The 19,208-nt window shown below is 41.9% G+C and carries 13 protein-coding genes; 11 read left to right on the top strand and 2 right to left on the bottom strand.

The window, feature by feature from the left end; translation table 11 throughout:
- Nucleotides 1–675: 675 nt before the first annotated feature.
- Nucleotides 676–1,707, bottom strand: a complete 1,032-nt coding sequence (locus ACOVQQ_RS07510; RefSeq protein WP_421817651.1) for a LacI family DNA-binding transcriptional regulator — start codon at nucleotides 1,705–1,707, stop codon at nucleotides 676–678.
- Nucleotides 1,708–1,848: 141 nt separating this feature from the next.
- Between ACOVQQ_RS07510 and ACOVQQ_RS07505 the strand changes: the two genes are divergently transcribed.
- From ACOVQQ_RS07505 to ACOVQQ_RS07490, 4 genes are all read left to right on the top strand, one after another.
- Complete coding sequence (locus tag ACOVQQ_RS07505) at nucleotides 1,849–4,473, top strand: TonB-dependent receptor domain-containing protein (protein WP_421817650.1); 2,625 nt, start codon at nucleotides 1,849–1,851, stop codon at nucleotides 4,471–4,473.
- A 79-nt stretch (nucleotides 4,474–4,552) separates the two neighbouring features.
- Nucleotides 4,553–5,932 carry an MFS transporter gene (locus ACOVQQ_RS07500; protein WP_421817649.1) on the top strand — a complete coding sequence of 460 codons (1,380 nt, stop codon included), beginning with the start codon at nucleotides 4,553–4,555 and terminating at the stop codon, nucleotides 5,930–5,932.
- Nucleotides 5,916–7,115, top strand: coding sequence for a glycoside hydrolase 100 family protein (locus tag ACOVQQ_RS07495; RefSeq protein WP_421817648.1), 1,200 nt, complete (start codon nucleotides 5,916–5,918; stop codon nucleotides 7,113–7,115). The genes ACOVQQ_RS07500 and ACOVQQ_RS07495 overlap by 17 nt, the downstream gene beginning before the upstream one ends.
- Nucleotides 7,103–8,041, top strand: a complete 939-nt coding sequence (locus ACOVQQ_RS07490; RefSeq protein ID WP_421817647.1) for a carbohydrate kinase family protein — start codon at nucleotides 7,103–7,105, stop codon at nucleotides 8,039–8,041. Before ACOVQQ_RS07495 ends, ACOVQQ_RS07490 begins: the two co-directional genes overlap by 13 nt.
- A gap of 38 nt (nucleotides 8,042–8,079) precedes the next feature.
- Here the strand turns inward: ACOVQQ_RS07490 and ACOVQQ_RS07485 are convergent, their stop codons facing one another.
- A complete protein-coding gene (locus tag ACOVQQ_RS07485; protein WP_421817646.1) occupies nucleotides 8,080–9,075 on the bottom strand; it encodes a polyprenyl synthetase family protein in 996 nt (331 codons plus the stop codon).
- 208 nt (nucleotides 9,076–9,283) lie between these two features.
- Between ACOVQQ_RS07485 and ACOVQQ_RS07480 the strand changes: the two genes are divergently transcribed.
- The 7 genes from ACOVQQ_RS07480 to ACOVQQ_RS07450 all read left to right on the top strand — a co-directional run.
- Complete coding sequence (locus tag ACOVQQ_RS07480) at nucleotides 9,284–9,880, top strand: TetR/AcrR family transcriptional regulator (protein ID WP_421817645.1); 597 nt, start codon at nucleotides 9,284–9,286, stop codon at nucleotides 9,878–9,880.
- A 5-nt stretch (nucleotides 9,881–9,885) separates the two neighbouring features.
- Entirely contained in the window at nucleotides 9,886–11,238 is a 1,353-nt protein-coding gene (locus ACOVQQ_RS07475; RefSeq protein ID WP_421817644.1) for a TolC family protein, read from the top strand.
- Nucleotides 11,239–11,259: 21 nt separating this feature from the next.
- Nucleotides 11,260–12,393 (top strand): efflux RND transporter periplasmic adaptor subunit, encoded by a 1,134-nt coding sequence (locus ACOVQQ_RS07470; protein WP_421817643.1) that lies wholly within the window; start codon nucleotides 11,260–11,262, stop codon nucleotides 12,391–12,393.
- Nucleotides 12,394–12,418: 25 nt separating this feature from the next.
- A complete protein-coding gene (locus ACOVQQ_RS07465) occupies nucleotides 12,419–15,877 on the top strand; it encodes an efflux RND transporter permease subunit (protein WP_421817642.1) in 3,459 nt (1,152 codons plus the stop codon).
- Nucleotides 15,878–16,857: 980 nt separating this feature from the next.
- On the top strand, nucleotides 16,858–17,799 hold the full coding sequence (locus ACOVQQ_RS07460) for an LPP20 family lipoprotein (RefSeq protein ID WP_421817641.1): 942 nt from the start codon (nucleotides 16,858–16,860) through the stop codon (nucleotides 17,797–17,799).
- Between the two features lie 30 nt (nucleotides 17,800–17,829).
- Nucleotides 17,830–18,987 carry a hypothetical protein gene (locus tag ACOVQQ_RS07455; protein WP_421817640.1) on the top strand — a complete coding sequence of 386 codons (1,158 nt, stop codon included), beginning with the start codon at nucleotides 17,830–17,832 and terminating at the stop codon, nucleotides 18,985–18,987.
- Between the two features lie 10 nt (nucleotides 18,988–18,997).
- A partial coding sequence (locus ACOVQQ_RS07450) for a hypothetical protein (RefSeq protein ID WP_421817639.1) occupies nucleotides 18,998–19,208 on the top strand: 211 nt, incomplete at its 3' end.

The following is a 19,208-nucleotide window of genomic DNA, read 5'->3' as shown; positions in this document are numbered from 1 at the left end:
AGGCGAAGTTTTGAAAAAAAATCGACATACGATTACGGGTTTTCCGCATATTTTTTGGGAAGTACTAAGATTGGAGTATTAAGTATTAAGATTGGAGTATCAAGATTGTAGTATTAAGTATTAAGACTTCGATGAATTAACCACTTAACGTATCGTTTTGCCCAATCCAAACCACAATTCGTGGGAGCCTGAGCCTGTCGAAGGCGGATTTTTTTTAGAAGTTAGTCCCGATAGCTATCGGGATAGACTTCGTGATGTTCACCCTTGTACGTATCATCTTCCCAACCTAACCCACGTATGGTCGGAGCGTAAGCCTGTCGAAGGCTTTTTTAGAAGCTAGAAGCTAGATATGAGAAGCTAGTTCCGATAGCTATCGGAATCGATGAATTCACCACTTAACGTTTCATGTTTCCACCCCGACCCAAAATTCGTTGGTTGCAGATCGATTAGGAGAATTAATCGAAAACGTGTTTTTTCGCTTTTTTCCATTTTTTCGCTTATGAATCTTTCCCGCGCGAACGGGTGCAGCGATATCCTTTTTTGCGATTCGATACTTCCACTACTGTTTTGGCAAAAAAGATACAGCGGAACACGTGACGGCGTGAACCTCTTCTGCGCAGCGACGACTCGTTTGCCGGCGCGCCCAAAAACTTCGAAAATTAAATCAACGGATTGTTACTTGCCTTTAAATTGCGACGATTGTCTTTCAACCACACTTGTTGTTAGTGATATGGTTTTTAAATCGTACGGTTTGTTTGCTTTTCGTGCCTCGACTTCTTCCAAAAGACAATTAAAGGCCAAGGCGCCCATTTCTTCGCCCGGCTGATCGATGGAACTGAGTTGCGGGGTAATTACTTGCGACATAAACCAGTTGCTGAAACCAATGAGTGCCACGTTGTCGGGAACTTTAATGCCGTTTTCGTTAAAGTACGAAATAACGCCAACCGCCACTAAATCGGTTATGGCGAAGATGCCTTCAACGTCGGGATGGTCGGTCAGAATTTGTTTCGCAAATTCACGTCCTTCCTCAAAAGTAACGTGCGTGCAGGTGTAAACCAGTTTCGGATTATAGGCAATGCCGTGTTTTTCTAACGCCAGTTTGTATCCCATCCAACGATCTATGGCACCTTGCGGATTTACGGGTCCGCGTATGTGCGCAATTTTTTTGCATCCTTTTAAAATCAAATGTTCGGTAGCTTCGAAAGCCGCTTGCCGATCGTTGATTACTACTTTAGTACTGGGAATGAGTTTTGAAATTTTATCGAATTGAACCAACGGAATATTCCGACGTATGATTTCTTTAAGATGCGCCTCGTCGTTGCTGTCGTTGGATAGTGAAATCAGAATGCCGTCGACCCGTTTGTTGATGAGTAGGTCGACTTGTTTTCGTTCTAATTCTACCGATTCTCCGGATTGCAGTACGATGGCGAGGTAGCCGTGTTTTGCGGCTTCGTCGAGTATGCCGTTGAGTACTTTTGAAAAGAAGTGGTGCACAATTTCGGGTATAATAACACCAATGGTTTTCGACTCTTGTTTGCGGAGGTTTACCGCGAAGGCATTGGGAGTAAAATGTAGTTCTTCGGCTAGTTTTAATACGGCTTCTCGTGTTTTTGGGCTCACGTCGGCGTAGCCTTTTAGTGCTTTGGAAACGGTAGTAACCGAAATGCCTAAAGTTTCGGCAAGTTCTTTTAAAGTAGTGTCTTTCATACCTGGTTTCAGAATCCGAAAACGTTTTCGGTCATTTCGAAAACGTTTTCGGCTATAAATCATCAAAAATATAAGATTGTAATTTTAATTTCGTCAATTATCAAACAAAAAATTTCTTAATAAACCAAAACTTTTCCGAAAATGACAAAAATTACACAATTTCTCAAACAGAGCAGCCTGCTGTTTTTTCTGCTGGCTTCTGTTGCCGTATTTGGGCAAAGTGTCGCTGTAAAAGGTACTGTTAAAGATGCTCAGGGATTACCCGTTCCGCGAGCAAGCGTAACAGCCGGTACTGCTGGAACTTCAACCGATGTCGACGGTAATTTTTCCCTATCCTTACAAAACGGACAAAGCTATACCGTATCGGTATCGTTCGTTGGCTACAAAACAGCTTCGCAAGCTATAACTGCAACAAGCAAAACAGAACTTAGTTTTGTTTTAGAAGAAGAATCTACAACGCTTGAAGATGTCGTGGTAACCGGTGTGGTTAATCCGCGTTCTAAAATTAAATCAAGCGTTTCCATTACTTCTATCGATGCAAAGCAAGTAGAACAAGCGGCACCGAGAACAACGGCGGAGATCTTTAGAACTATTCCAGGTATTCGAAGCGAATCGTCGGGAGGTGAAGGTAACGCGAACATTGCCGTTCGCGGTGTGCCGATTTCTTCAGGCGGTTCTAAATATTTGCAACTTCAGGAAGATGGCTTACCTGTATTGATGTACGGCGATATTGCTTTCGCAACAGCAGATATCTTCACGCGATTCGACGCCAACATCGGTCGTATTGAAGCTATTCGTGGTGGTTCGGCATCTACGTTAGCTTCTAACTCTCCGGGTGGTATCATCAACTTCATCAGCAAAACGGGTAAAACAGAAGGTGGATCGATGACTACTAGCTTTGGTATGGATTACGATAATTTTAGAACAGATATTGAATACGGTGGAAAAATAGCCGACGGTTTGTATTTCCACGCAGGTGGTTTTTACAGAACCGGTGAGGGCGTTCGATCACCCAACTTTAATGCTAACAACGGTGGTCAATTTAAATTCAACATTACAAAAGAATTTGAGCGCGGATCGGTTACTGTATATACCAAATTCTTGAACGACCGTGCGGCGGCTTACATGCCGATGCCTATTCAAGTTTCAGGAACAAACGCCAATCCAAACTGGAGCGATGCTCCAAACTTTGATGCTACTACAGGAGCTTTGCAAAGCATTTACTTGAAGCACAATGTTAGTTTGGACAGAAACGGTAATATTCAAAGAAGAGATGTTGCCGATGGTATGAATCCTGTTTCTAAATCAATCGGAGTTAACGCTACTTTTGAAGTAGGTGATGGCTGGAAAATTACCGAAAACGGACGTTTCTCTAAAAACTCAGGAGGCTTTATCGCGCCATTCCCAGCGCAGGTTGCTTCTGGAGCGGACATCGCAGCAACATTCGGCGCTGGTTCAACGTTAGCGTACGCCGATAATAACCAAGCTGTATCGGCTTCACAACTCGTTTCACGTATTCATATGTTTGATACACAGTTAAATAACTTCGATAATTTTATGAACGACTTACGTATCAGCAAGAAAATTGAAGGAACGGGTCTTTCGCTAACAGCGGGTTACTTTAAGTCGATTCAAAACATCTCAATGTCTTGGACATGGAACAGCTATTTGATGGAAGTGAACGACAACAACGCACGATTAATCAATGTTTTAGACGCAGGCGGGAATGCACTATCTGAAAATGGTTTATACGCCTACGGAACACCTTTTTGGGGTAACTTGGCTCGTAATTATGATACACAGTACAATGTATCGGCACCTTACATGAATGTATCTTTCGATGTAACAGAGAAGTTAAACCTAGAAGGTGGTGTGCGCTACGACAAAGGTGTAGTTACTGGAAACTTTGCTGGTGGTGTGTCAACACAGCGCGATATGAATAACGACGGTGTAATTTCGGCACCAGAACAAAATGTGTTTGCGATCGACACTGCAAACCCTACTACCGTAAATTACGATTACGACTACGTATCGTTCACACTTGGAGGTAATTACTTAATTACAGACAAGCAATCGGTATTTGCTCGTTACAGCCGTGGAGGTTCTGCAAAAGCGGATCGTATCTTGTTCTCTGGTTTAAACTACTTGAATGGAGATGCAATTAATGCAAAAGACATGCTTGATCAGGCTGAAATCGGATACAAGCAAAAATTCAGCAACGGCTACGTTTTCGGAACTTTATTTTACAGTAAGACTACCGAAGAAGGCGGATTTGAAGCTACATCCAATACCATTATTGAAAACGACTACCGTTCGATGGGTCTAGAAATTGAGGCGGGTTACAATCCAACTGAAAAGTTAAATCTTCGTTTCAACGGAACTTACACTAAAGCAGAAGTTGTTTCAGGCGATAATGATGGTAACGATCCGCGTCGTCAACCGCGTTTCATGTACAGCGTTTTACCAACGTTTAATTTCTCTGATAAGAAATCAGATATCATTGGATTGAGCTTCATCGGACAAACTAAGGCGTATGCTCAAGACAACAACCAACTGGTTATGGACGGTTTCTTAATTGTAAACGGATTTGTTGAGTTCGGATTAACAAAAGGATTGTCGTTGAATTTAGCTGCAAACAACATCTTCGACACATTAGCAATCACAGAGGCAGAAGAAGGTAGCATTACCGAGAACACCACAAACATAGTTCGTGCGCGTCCGTTACCGGGCCGTTCAGTAAGTGCAGCTGTTACTTACAGATTTTAATTTTTTTTCATATTTTGTTTAGTTAATGGTTCCCGTTTCTTTCCCAAGTTACGGGAACCTTTATTAAAAAGAGCGTGTTATGAGTAACAAACCTAAAATGTCTTTCTGGCAAATTTGGAATATGAATTTCGGCTTTTTCGGAATTCAATTCAGCTTCGGATTGCAGCAAAGCAATATGAGCGCCATTTATAAGTATCTGGGAGCCGACGAAGCCTCGTTGCCCATGCTCTGGTTAGCAGGTCCGGTTACTGGTTTGATTATTCAACCCATTATTGGTGCGATGAGCGACAATACCTGGTCGCCAAAATTTGGAAGAAGAAAACCGTATTTTCTTATCGGTGCTGTAGTTTCGAGTATAGCGCTTATAGCTATGCCGTTTTCTTCTGCTTTATGGATGGCTGCAGGTTTATTGTGGATTTTAGATGCCGCCAACAATATTGCCATGGAACCCTATCGTGCATTTGTAGCCGATAAACTTCCTAAAGATCAGCACGCTATTGGGTTTCTCATGCAAAGCTTTTTCGCAGGTTTAGGAATCACGCTTGCCAATTTTACGCCTGCTATTTTAGTAATGTTAGGAATACTTTCTATTAGCGACAAAGCCGAGAATGGTATTCCGATTTACACCTACTATGCGTTCTTTATCGGTGCGGTTGCCGCCATCGTTTCAGTGCTGCTTTCGGTTTCAACGACCAAGGAGTATCCGCCAACCGAAGAAGAATGGCAAGAAATTCAGGCACAAAAAGCTAAGCACAATCTTATCTCCAGCGTTTGGCACGAAATTGTGGAAGCAATGAAAACCATGCCTTTAACAATGAAGCAGCTTATTCCAGTGAAATTTTTTACCTGGTATGCCATGTTTTGTTATTGGGAGTTTATCACCTCGGCGCTGGCACAGAATGTCTTTAAAACCACCGATCATAATGCGGTCGGTTTTTCGCAAGCACAATTACTTACCGGAAATCTAAACGGCACATACAACATCATTTGTTTTGTAGCGGCGTTTGCTTTAATTCCGCTTGCGCTGAAGATTGGTGCCAAAGGCGTTCATTTCATCGCATTGTTGCTCGGAGGTTTGAGTTTGATTGCGATGCCGTATCTCGACAATACCACAGTGCTGCTCACCATACCGAATCCGGTTGGTTCAGATATTGTCATCAGTACAATTTATCTGTATGCATTAGGTTTGGGTATCGCTTGGGCCTCCATGCTCGCCATGCCGTACCAATTACTCGCAGGTTCTATTCCTGCCAAAAAACGGGGCGTTTACATGGGCATTTTTAATATGTTCATTGTAATACCGATGATTATTCAAATTTTTTCCATGCAGTATTTCGTGTACGATTTACTCGGAACCAATCCGTCTAATGTGATTACTCTCGCGGGAGTTTTCTTAGTGCTGGGAGCTGTTTTCACCTTATTAATTACTGTAAAGAATAAAAATGAAGTGGTTGATTAACGACGAGCAATTGCAAAAAGGCTATCACAACGCGATTGCGGTACTTCACCGCTGCAGCAGCGATATTGGTTTTTTAGCCAGTAGCGAAAACAAAGATAACTACAGACGCGTTTGGGCACGTGATGGCGTGGTGTGTGGTTTAGCAGCGCTGGCATCAAAAGATCAAACTTTAATTGCCACTTTTAAAAAAACCTTGCAAACGCTGGGAGATTTTCAACACGATTTGGGAATCATTCCTTCTAACGTTTATTTCTCCGACGGCCAACCAAAGATTAGTTACGGCGGCTTAGTGGGGAGAACCGACACCACTTGCTGGTACTTGCTCGGTCTGGCTTTGTATGTTCAGGAGACGAACGATTGGGCATTTTTAGAAGAAACCCAACCAATCATTCAAAAGGCATTGCGACTTCTAGATATTTGGGAATACAATACGGGAGGTTTGTTGTATGTACCCCTTTCGGGGAATTGGGCCGACGAGTACATCGTGGAAGGTTATGTGCTGTTCGATCAAGTATTGCGTTTGTGGGGCCTGAGCGCCTTACAGCAGCTGCAGCCCGCCGCTGATCTGAAATCGAAAATAGCGCAAATTCGAACTAAAATTTACGATAATTTCATTCAGCTCGATGAAGCAAAATCTTTGCATCCGCGCACCTTTTCAATGGTAACTACACAAGAATACGTGCCGGCATGTTTTAGCCCGGCCGGTTATAAAAATTATTTTGATGCCTTCGGAACGGCCATATTGCTATTTACCGATTTAGTACCTACCAATAGAGCCGAGAAAATGGCCGATTTCGTGAGTAGTTTAACGCAAGAAACCAAAACGAAACTAGTTCCGGCGTTCTGGCCACCCGTTTTTGAAACGGATGCCGAGTATCGACTTTTGTCGGAAAACCACAAGTACGAATTTCGGAATGCCGCTTACGAGTATCACAATGCGGGAAGCTGGTGTATGGTAAACGGTTTTGCAGGCGTTGCTTTGGCACAAAACGGTAAAGTGGCAGAGGCTACAACTCTCTTGAAGGCCGTTAACGAAGCGAATTCGTTAGGTGAAAATGGTTTTTACGAACACCATCATTCTCTTACAGCCGAACCTAAAGGAACTCGCTACTGCGCGTGGAGTGCAGCCGGACAAGTGCTCTTAACCCAATCTTTAAATCATGAACTTTCATGGAAGTTTTAAAAGCTGATATCATTTGCGCGGGCGAAATTTTGGTCGACTTTATCGGACACGAATTGCAACCCATAGCACATACGAAAGATTACCACCGCTATTTGGGCGGTTCGCCAACTAATGTGGCCGTAAACCTACAACGCCTGGGGAAATCGGTTGCTTTAGTGGCAACTTGCGGGCAAGACGGTTTGGGCACCTACATTATCGATAAATTAAAAAGTAATCAGGTTGATTGCCGGTACATTCGTCAAACGATTGAGCATCCTACTTCGGTTATCTTTATCTCGAGATCTACCGAAACGCCCGAGTTTATTCCGTTCCGCGAAGCCGATTGCCAGATTCTAACCTCACAATTTCCCGACGAGTTGGTGCAAAATTGCCAAGTTTTTCACACCACCTGCTTTGCCCTGAGTAAAAATCCGGCTCGCGAGGCTATCCTCAATCGAGCGGCAGCCGCTAAAGCTGCGGGAGCACTTTTGAGTATCGATTTAAATTACGCTTCGAAAATATGGCCCGACCTGCTCGAAGCACATCAAATTATTCGCAGTTATTTGTCGCACGGTGCTTTGCTAAAAATCAGTAACGACGATTGTTATCGCTTTTTCGGAACACATAAATCGGAAAGTGAGATCTTTTCTTTTTTCCACAATTCGGGAGCTAAAATTATCTGCTTGACAAAAGGAGCCGATGGTGTGAGCGTCTCGGCAGCGAATGGAGAAACGTTTTCAAGACCTGCCTTACCGATTGAATCAGTAAAAGACACTACGGGAGCGGGCGATGCGTTTTGGTCTGGATTTATTTTCGCGTATCTATCCGGATACTCATTACCCGACTGTACAAAAGCCGCACAAAAACTAGCGCATATCAAATTGCAAAACGTGGGTCGTATTCCAGATAATATTCCGCTGCGTGAAGCGGTTTTTCACGGGATTTGAGCAATAAACACCAATTATCTGAAATCTAAAAATGTAGATCAAGCTTGCCGTTGCATCAGATTGAGCGCAAAGGCACGAAGAACGTTTTGGTTATCTTCAGAAATGCCTAATTGTTCAATCGTTTTTAAAGCATTAGTGGTATACTTTTCAATCGCTTGTTGTGTCAGTGTAGCCGCATTTGTTTCTTGAAAAATGTGTTTCACACGGGCTATTTTTTTTGTTGGATCTTGAGGTTGCCCGCTAAACCATTGTTCGAGTTCTTCAACTAGCGTTTTGTTATCACTTTGTTTTGTGAGAAGGTAGAGATAGGTTTTTTTGTTTTCGATAATGTCGCCGCCAACTTGCTTGCCGAAGGTTTCCGGATTTCCGAAAGCGTCGAGATAATCGTCTTGAATTTGAAATGCGATGCCCAAATTCAATCCGAAATCATACAGCAATTGCGCTTGTTCTGCCGAAGCGCCACCAATTAAAGCACCCATTTTAAACGCACAAGCCACTAAAACAGCTGTTTTGTAAGTAATCATCTGCAAATATTCGGGAATCGTTACATCCGAACGCAATTCGAATTCGACATCCCATTGCTGTCCTTCGCAAACTTCTAATGCTGTTTTTGAAAACAGTCGAAATAACGCAACTTGTAATTGAGCTTCGTATTCTTCGAGTTGCTGATACGCCAAAATGAGCATGGCATCGCCAGAAAGTATGGCGGTATTGGTATCCCACTTTTCGTGAACGGTTTGTCGGCCACGTCGCAAAGGTGCCGCATCCATAATATCGTCGTGGAGCAAGGTGAAATTGTGAAAGATTTCCACAGCTTTTGCTGCCGATAAAGCTCTTTTATAATCGCCTGAGTAAAACTGAGATCCCATCAAAACCAAAATAGGTCTCAGGCGCTTTCCGCCGTCTTGTAAAATGTAATCAATCGGCTCGTATAATCCTTTTGGCTCGCGCGCTGCGTATTGGTTCAATAAGGCTTCTTCAAAAGAAATTTTGTATTCAGACAGCATGTATCTTTTTTCGCTAAAGTAGGGCATTCCCACTAAATTTAAGCAAATTGTTTCTTGTAAACCTTTCGTTATGGCAACGATTTTTCCCTTCCGCGAAAGCGAAAAATTAATTTAAACCATTGAAAAACATGTTTTTAGCATCTACGTTTTAATTCAGTGTTAAAAAATTGTAAAAACTAAGGAAACTATTTTAGTATTAAAAGTTTCCAAGATACCTTTGTCGAAATTTTTGACGATGAAGGACAAAATAGTAGAACGTGCCACCGAGCTTTTCTTTAAGATGGGCTTTAAGAGTGTGACGATGGACGATATTGCCGCCGACATGTCGATTTCTAAAAAAACGATTTACAAGTATTTTTCGAATAAAGAGGATTTGGTTTCCGACAGTGTAACCCTGATACACAGTAAAATCATGTCGATGATGCACGACGTTATCGCCAAAGATTACAATCCAATTAAAGAAAACTTTGAAATTAGAAACATGTTTAAAGAGATGTTTCACATTGCTGAAGCATCGCCCGTGTACCAATTGCGGAAGTTTTACCCAGAGATTTATCAGCACATTTTACAAGTGCAGTTTACCCAGTGTAAACACTTTGTGCAGCACAATCTTGAAAAAGGTATCGAACGCGGGTATTATCGTGCCGACATCAACGTAACCGAATGCATTGATTTTTATTACACCCTGATGTTCCACATCAACGAGACTTCTCCCTTGGAAAAAGAAGCTTGGCAGCGCGAATTGTACATGCTGGAATATCATACCCGTGCTATTGGTACGCCCAAAGGCATCTCAGAACTCGAATCATATCTATCAATTCCAAATATTTAACCAAAATGAAGTACCTAATACCCGTAGTGACGCTGTTGTATGCTTCTGGAATTTTCGCTCAAGGCGGAACCGAAAGTCAACCGAAGAGCTACAATTTTAACCTGACAGAGGCCATTGCGCATGCGCTGGAGCACAACGCAAAAGTCATTAATGCAGGACGAGATATCGAAATTTCCCGAAAGAAAAAATGGGAAACAACCGCAGCTGGTTTACCGCAAATTAACGCGGGAATCGACTATCAATACAACATCGAGATTCAGAAATCGGTGGTTCCAGCAGAATTTTTTGGAGGTCAGCCCGGCGAATTCACCGAGATTGCCTTCGGAACCAAACAATCGGCAATTGCCCGTTCAACCTTGTCGCAACTCTTATTCGACGGTTCGTACATCGTAGCACTTCAAGCCTCTAAAACGTATTTGAAATACTACCAAAATGCCAAGCAAAAAACCGATGCCGATGTACGCGAAACCATTATTAACGCATACGGTTCGGCAGTGTTAACCGATGAGAGTATCAAGATTTTGCAACGCAACAAGCAATTAGTCGAAAAGCTGCTTTCAGACACGCAAGAAACTTTTAAAAACGGCCTAATTGAAGAAGAAAACGTAGAGCAATTGCAACTTACTCTGGCTACCATTCAAAGCAATTTAAACAACGTAACTCGTTTGCGAAACATCAGTTACAACATGCTTAAATACGAATTAGGCTTAGAAATTCAAGATCAGCTTACGCTAACGCAAACGCTCGATCAGTTGGCAACCGAAAGTGTAGCTACGTCTTTGAATGCAACCAATTTTGATGTAAAACAAAACATCGATTACAAAATATTGGAAAACCTCAACGAGCAACGTCAGTTGGAATACAAATTAGAGCGCAGTAAAGCACTTCCGAGCCTAGCAGCCAATTTGAACTTTGGATACAATGCGTTTAGCGATAGGTTTACGTTTTTAGACCGGCAACAACGTTGGTTGAACTACTCTTTTGTAGGTGCCAGCTTAAATATTCCGATTTTCTCTTCGTTTGCACGTTCGTCGAGAACACAACAAGCTAAAATTGCCATCGAGCAAGCAAAAACGCAATTAATTGCCACTGAACAAGCGCTACAAGTTCAGTTTGCAAAAGCAAAAAGCGATTTTGATTTGGCTGTGGAAGAATTTCAAACAGCTAAAAAATCGCTTGATTTAGCCGAACGCATCGAACGCAAACAACAAGTAAAATTCGTGGAAGGCTTGTCGACTTCTTTCGATTACAACGACGCTCAAAAGCAGTTGTATTCGGCGCAGCAAGCGTTTTTGCAAACCATGTCCGATATCATCAACAAGCGTTCTGCCTTAGAGCGCGTAATCTCATCAAACTAAACCCATCACATCCGTACCGTTATGAAAAAACAAATAATCCTTTGGTCACTAACCGTATTACTAGTCGCCTGTGGCGGTGGTAATTCAAATTCTACAGAAGAGATCATCGCATCTAAAAATGTCGATGCCATTAAAAATAAGCGCGCAGCCTTACAAGCTGAAATCACAAAACTCGATGCGGCATTGAGTTCTTTGGAGAAGAAAGTTTCGGAGTCGCTCGTAGAAGTTTCGGCTGTTCAAGACACCATTTTCAAGCACTACATCGAATTGCAAGGAAACGTAACTACTCAAGAGAACGTACTAGTACAGCCTGAAGTTCCGGGTGTTTTGGTTTCTTTGAACGTGAAAGCCGGGCAACGCGTTTCTAAAGGTCAGATTTTAGGCCGCGTAGACGATGGCGGCGCAAGCGAAGGAATCGCAGCTTTGGAGAGTCAGTACGCCCTAGCTAAAACAACTTTCGAGCGTCAGAAAAATTTATGGGACAAGCGTATTGGTTCTGAAATCCAATTCTTAAACGCACAAACGCAAATGGTAAGTGCGCAAAAGAGTTTAAATCAAGCTCGTGCACAACTCGCAAAAACGGTAATTAGAGCACCATTCAGCGGAACTATCGATGAGGTTTTTGTAGAAAAAGGCGAAGTTGTTTCGGCCAGCCCACAAGGTTTAATGCGTATCGTAAACTTGGGTAAAATGTACGTAAACACTACAGTTCCTGAAATTTATGTAGGAAAAATCAAAGTGGGAACGCCTGTCGATATCACCATCGAAGGAACTGGAAAAACCTATTCAGGAAAAGTACGTCAGATTGCAAACAGCGTAAATCCAGAAAACAGAAGTTTTGGTGTAGAGATCGCGCTTCCGAACGACAATATGTTGCGTCCGAATCAAGTAGCGAAACTGCGTATTATCGATTACACCAATAAATCGGCGATTGTAGTTCCATCAAACGTAGTTCTTGACGATGCGGATGGTAAAAAATACGTGTTCATTGCCGATAAGATTTCAGGAAATTCCGGAATTGCTAAGCGCGTATTTGTGGAAGTAGGCCAATCGGCTGGAAACCTAACTGAAATCATTTCCGGTTTAACCGCCGATCAAAAAGTAGTCACTGAAGGCGCCTCGAACATTTCCGAAGGCATGAAACTAACATTTTAATAAGCTCCTCTAACAACTTAGACGTATGAGTCACCAGAAAAAAGAATTTGGCATATCGAGTTGGGCTGTCGATAATCGTGTAACCGTTTACATCATCACATTCATTATCGTATTGGCGGGAACCATAGCCTACATCACGATGCCTCGGGAAGATTTTCCTGAAATCATCGAAAACAAAATATACATCTCTTCGGTGTTCCCTGGAAACAGCGCTGAAGACGTAGAGAAACTCGTTGTAAAACCTTTGGAAGACGAGATTAAGAACATCAGCGGCGTTACTAAAGTTACATCTAGTTCGTACCAAGATTACGGCATGATCATCGCCGAGTTTAACGAGAAAGTTCCGAACGAAGAAGCAAAAACACGCGTTAAAGATAAGGTCGACCTCGCCAAAGCAGACAGCGATTGGCCAAACCTCGATAACGGCAGTAAAGTGGAGCCGAGTGTATTCGACTTGAATATTTCTGAAGAAGTTCCGATTTTAAACATCAATCTTAAAGGAAATTACACCACCCAACAATTAAAGAAGTTTGGGGAGTATCTGGAAGATGAAATTGAAGACATCCCAGAAGTAAAACAGGTCGACATTCTAGGCGTCGACGACCGTGAGGTTGAAATTGCCGTAGACGTGTATAAAATGACGGCTGCCAAAGTTAGCTTCGACGATATTCAACGCGCTGTACAGTCGGAAAACATGACAATTTCAGGCGGAAACCTTACCACACAAGGGGTTCGAAACAACATTCGCGTAGTTGGCGAAATCAAGCAACCGGTTGAATTAGAAAATATTATCGTTAAATCGTTTAACGGAACGGTATATCTAAAAGACATCGCTAAAATTGCTTTCAAAGAAAAAGAGAAAACTACCTATGCCCGTGAATCGGGTGAAGAAGTGGTGATGCTTAACGTGAAAAAACGTTCGGCACAAAACATGATCTCTGCCATCGATCAAGTAAAAGAAATCTTGAAAGACGCTCAAGAAAACGTACTTCCGAAAGATTTAGAGATTACGACCACAAACGACCAATCGTCGCGCGTGGAACACCAAGTAGACGAGCTTTCCAACCACATTATTTTCGGGATTATTCTGGTAATGATTGTATTGATGTTTACCATGGGATTGCGAAACTCGTTGTTCGTAGGAGCTGCTATTCCGCTGTCGATGCTTATGGCCTTTGCTATTCTCGATGCGTTTGGAGTTACCTTGAATACAATGGTGCTTTTCGCCTTGGTTATGGGTCTGGGTATGTTGGTCGACGACGGTATTGTGGTAGTCGACAACGTTTTTGCCAATATGAAAAAAGGTATGGCACGTATTCCGGCATCAAAGATTGGTATCGGTGAAATTGCTTGGCCGGTTATCTCATCTACAGCAACAACCTTGGCAGCTTTTTTCCCGCTAGGTTTGTGGCCTGGAACGCTAGGTAAGTTTATGTTCTATTTCCCGATGACCTTGTCGGTAGTACTTGGCGCTTCGCTTTTCGTGGCGATGGTTATCAATGCTGCGATGACGGGCGGTTCTATGGATATCGAAGACCGCAACATCAGCAAACGATCATTGAAAATTTATACCATTGGTTTCGGAATCGCAGCACTTTTATTCCTAATTCCGGGCCATGTGTATGATGTTAAAGCTTTGCGTGCTTTTGGTCACTTATCGGTAATTGCTGTTGGTTTAATTTGGGCATATCACTTCTTCATCTTCAAATGGACGCAAGATTTCCAACATTCGTTCTTCCCAAAATTAGAAGTGAGATATCAAAAATTCCTGCACAAAATTCTACACAAGAAAGCAGCATTAGTTTCTTTCTTCGGGATCATCGCCTTACTTATCTTATCGTTTATTCTTGTAGGAGTTTTTCCACGTGAAGTGCTCTTCTTTCCAAACAACATTCCAAACCAAGTAATCGTGTATTTGGAATATCCACAGGGAACCGACATTGAAAAAACCGATAAAGCCACGCGTTTTGTTGAAAAGCAAATCATTAACATTATGAAGAAATACCAAGATCCGGGCGCAAGCGAAAACTGGTTGGCCGAGTCGGTAGTTTCTCAAGTGGGTATGGGCGCGAGCAATCCGAATGTCGATGCAGGTTCGCAGGCCGAGACACCTTATAAAGGAAAAGTAACCATCAACTTCCGAGAGTTCAAATTGCGTCGCGGCGTGAATACGTCCGATGTTATGGAAGAAATTCGTTCGAAAGTAAAAATGGTGCCAGGCGCATCGGTTACCGTAGAAAAAGACGCTGCCGGTCCGCCGTCGGGTTATCAAATCTCCGTTCAATTAACTGGATCCGATTACGACGAAATGTTGAAGGAAGCCGATAAAATGATTGCATTCATCAACACTAAAAATATTCCAGGTATCGAGAAACTAAAAGTAGATGTTAACAAAGAATCTCCCGAATTACGCGTAAACATCGATCGCGTAAACGCAGGAAGCTTAGGTACATCTACCGGAAGTGTTGGTTTTACCATGCGTCGTGCCGTTTACGGTCAGGAAATTTCAACATATAAAGAAGGCGACGACGACTACGACATTACCGTACGTTTACAAGAAGATCAGCGTAAAAACGAAAGCGTGTTGTTCAATCAGCCCGTTACATTCACCAATCAAAAAACCGGACAAGTAGTTCAAGTGCCCGTTTCTGCCATTGCGCAAACCGAGAAAATCAAAACGTTTAATCAAATCAAACGCCGCAATTACAAACGCGTTATGACGATTTACTCAAACGTACTTACCGGATACAACGCCGATGGTATTACTCGTACCATCCAAGCCGAGTTATCGGAATACAAAATGGGTAACGGAATTACTTATTCATTCTCGGGCGAGCAAGAGGAACAAGCTAAAAACCAAGCCTTCCTTATTAAAGCGCTGTTGCTGGCACTTTTCGGAATTGCAACCATTATTGTCTTACAGTTTAATTCGATTTCCAAAACAGGCATCATCATGTTTACCGTGTTGCTCAGTTTTTCCGGAGTGTTCTACGGCTACGTTTTTGCAGGAATGGACTTCGTGATCTTAATGACCATGATGGGAATCATCTCGCTCGCGGGAGTGGTCGTGAAAAACGGTATCGTGTTAATGGACTTCTTCGTTCTGCTGCTCGATGAAAAAGTAGCCGAGTACGGTGTCGAATCTCACGACGATTTACCTTTAAACGTAATTACAGAGGTAATCATCGAGTCCGGAAAGTCGCGTTTACGCCCGGTTTTACTTACCGCACTTACCGCCGTTTTAGGTTTAATTCCGTTAGCTATCGGCTTGAATTTCGATTTCTTCTCGCTCATAACCGACCTAAACCCGCACATATTCATAGGTGGAGATAACGTAATCTTTTGGGGACCATTAGCTTGGACTATCATCTTCGGTTTAACCTACGCCACCGTGCTTACGCTGGTCATGGTGCCGGTGATGTTCTACTTAGTTAAAGCCACAAAATTCTGGTTACGCCGCCGTCGAACCGCTAAAACAGCTTAGTTCACTATTTTTAGATTTGTTTTGTTGAAAAGGTCTCTCCATTTGGGGAGGCCTTTTTTTTGGGGCGGCAGTTCCGGCTATTCGCTGCAAGCTTGCCCACTCAGGTCGGCAAAAGCTAAAAACCGCAAGAGCTTCCTCTGGTCGCTTTGCAGTTTTTGCTTTTGTACGCCCCGATTTAGGTAAGGCTTTTCGCTGCTATCCGGGCCGCAACGAGCGTGCACAAACGTTTAGTGAAAGTGATGAAAAGTTATTTTTTAGAGGATGATTTTTTTAACGTAAAAATTTAGTAATGAGTTTCTTAATCGAGGTAATATTGCAATATTACGTTTGTTAATTTGCAGCTTATCTTTCCAAGCTTTATCTCAAAACTTCAATTCTTCAAAAATCACGAAGCCATTTTTGCCGAATACGCACACTTTGTTCATTTTTCCACCCAAATTAAAACGGAGGCATGCCAATAAACAATTATTAGAAAGCAAAATTTAAATTTCATTTACAAATAGTTTTGATTCAGCACTTTAATTGTTAAAAAATTAAAATATTGAAAATCAAACGTCTAACAGTAATTAATCGATAATTTGCCTATTTATTGTTAACGATTTTCAAATGGTACAGTTCTTGAAAACTTTCTATACGATTTGCAAATCAAAAAAAAACTAAAATCAAAAAATGAAAACCGATTTTTCAAGTATGTTATAGAAGGAAAACAATCGAATAAATGGCAGGATTTATCTGATCTTCCAAATTTAAAAGACAGTCCGCTACCTTTTGTTTGAAAATCATAACTTTGAAAACTTATTTGTAGAGTCGTTTTTAAAAGAGAAATGAAATCAAAGTAATTATTGACACCAAAAATTATGAAAAAAAAGTACTTACTAATAACCGCAATGCTATTTTGTGTCCTGTTTTCCACTGTAGATTCAGCGTACAGCCAGACTAAAAAGCCAGTTAAAAAAGAGCGAAAAACAAGAAAGGCACGAGTGGCAAATAAAACAGCACTCTCTCCTCCAGTACCAACAATTTCTCAGCCAACGCCAACGCCTGCGCCAACTCCAAATCCAAAACCTGTCGAAGTTAAACAAACGCAAACAACAGTTAACGCACCTGTTAAAACAACCGACATCATCAAAGGTGCTTCCGATTTAGTAATTACCAAACCGAACGGAAACATCAACTGGACACAGCAGTACATCGAGGCAACAGGTCAGGCAGTTCTCGATAACGAACGATTCAAAAACGCAGCTCAAGCCAAATTAATGGCAACGCGAGGTGCTGTGGTGGTTGCACAACGAAATCTGCTTGAAATTGTGAAAGGCGTTCAAATTATTGGCGAAACCACAGTTCAAGACATGATTACCACAAGCGACTACATTTATTCAAGAGTCGAAGGTGTCGTAAAAGGGGCACAGCAAATTGGCGAAGCCAAAGAAAAAGACGGATATATCGAAGTGCGTTTGCGCATGCCAATCTACGGCTCAGAAAGTTTAGCCAATACCCTCGACGATCAAGCACTGGAGTTAGCTAGACAGAAAAACGGCTACGAAAAATCGCCGCTATTGGCAAAAGAAGCAACCACCGGTGAGGGTGTTGATGGCTCAAAACCAATCGTTTTCAATGTTGAAAATCCAGGAGAATTCGATCCTTCCATGTATCCAATGGTCGTAGATGATAACGGAAAAGTGCTGTTTGATTTTTCACAATATTTCAGATTAAAAGACGGGAAGTTTCCACAATATTTACAGCTCGGAAAAGAAATTTTGCAAGCTTACGGAAACCAAAAAGGCGCAGATATCATCAACATGATACAAACCGGAAAAGGAACTTTTAAAATTCCTCAAAGTTCATCTAAAAGCGTGTTTTGGAATAAAGTTGCCCGGGTGGCACAAGACGTAGGATCGGTCTTGTTTAAACTAATTTTCTAAGTAAATAATCTGAAATCTAAAACAAAAGAGATGAATAATTCTATACTAGCGAAAATCAAGTTTCTTCTATTTATATTCATAAGTACTGCCGTATTTTCTCAACAAGCTGTCGAAGCAAAAGGCAGCGGATTAAACAAAGCAGACGCCTTACAAGACGCTCTTAGAAACGCCGTTTCTCAAGCAGTTGGTGTGAGCTTGCGCTCGGAAACACGAGTTGAGAACTTTATGGTAATTTCCGATGCTATTGCATCAAATACATCGGGCTATATTAAAAAGTACACCGTTACTAAAGAAGTTCCGTTTCCCGACCGTTTTGAAGTTACCGTTCAAGCCGAAGTAACTACAAATAGTTTGGAAGCCGATTTTAAACTCTTAAGTAAAACAATTGGTGGCGTGCGCTTTCTCGTAATGGTAGATCCCAGCGTACAAAACGAAACCGAAAAGAAAGACTTGCAAATTGCCGTGGATCGCATCAACAGCTTCTTAGCCGAACGATCGTACCGTTATGTAGATCAATCGCGTTTAAAAACCTTGCAAACAGAAAGAAGTAACTTGTTGCAAGAGAGCAATGCGCAGTTAAGCTACGCCCAACAGTTGGCAGTTTTATCTAATGCACAGTTCATTATTCTTGTGAGTCAGTTAACTACCTCAGAAGTTAAAGGCGCGTTCGATATCTCACAAGGTAAAAAAGTTTCGTTTCAAGCACGCGCATTCGATAACTGTACCGGCGAAGGTTTGGGCTCTATTAGTTTGGAAAGCCTACCTAAGGCAGGAAATAGCGCCAACTCCATCCAAGCTTTAAATCAAGCGGTCGATTTAAACTTTTCTAAACTAATCGCTATGGTAACTGGTTATATCGGAAGTTGGGTAAATTCAGGAACGCCTTACGAAATTCGATTCTATAATTCGGGAACTTTCAGAGACCTAAGAACGCTCCGTACAAAACTAAAAGCCGATAAAAATTTTGGTGGCGATTTAGAAATCGTTTCGGCAAATAATTACACCAAATTGGTATGTACCTATAAAAATCGCGCCGATGATTTAGCAGACAAAATCCTAGATTATGCCGACGAAATTCCGGCATTGCAAAAACAACTAATCGACGTAAAAATGATTTACGGACGCCAAATAAACTTTGCACCACAATCGTACATAATTCCTAATTTGCTTAAACCGGCACAACAATAAACTATAAAATATGAAAACAAAATTAGTACTATTATTCGCGTTTTTTTCGCAATTGTATTTTGCGCAAACCAGCACAATTACCACATTTTCACAAGAAGGCGAACGCTTTTACGTAATCCTAGATGGCGTTAGACAAAACGATTCGCCATCCACAAACGTGCAAATTACCGATTTAAAAAAGCCAAACTACTTGCTAAAAATCATTTTTGAAGACAGCAGTA

It is taken from the genome of Flavobacterium sp. (genome assembly GCF_049240005.1).
GTDB lineage: Bacteria > Bacteroidota > Bacteroidia > Flavobacteriales > Flavobacteriaceae > Flavobacterium.
Note: the sequence above shows the minus strand (reverse complement) of the source record. Positions and strands in the feature narration are given on the sequence as shown.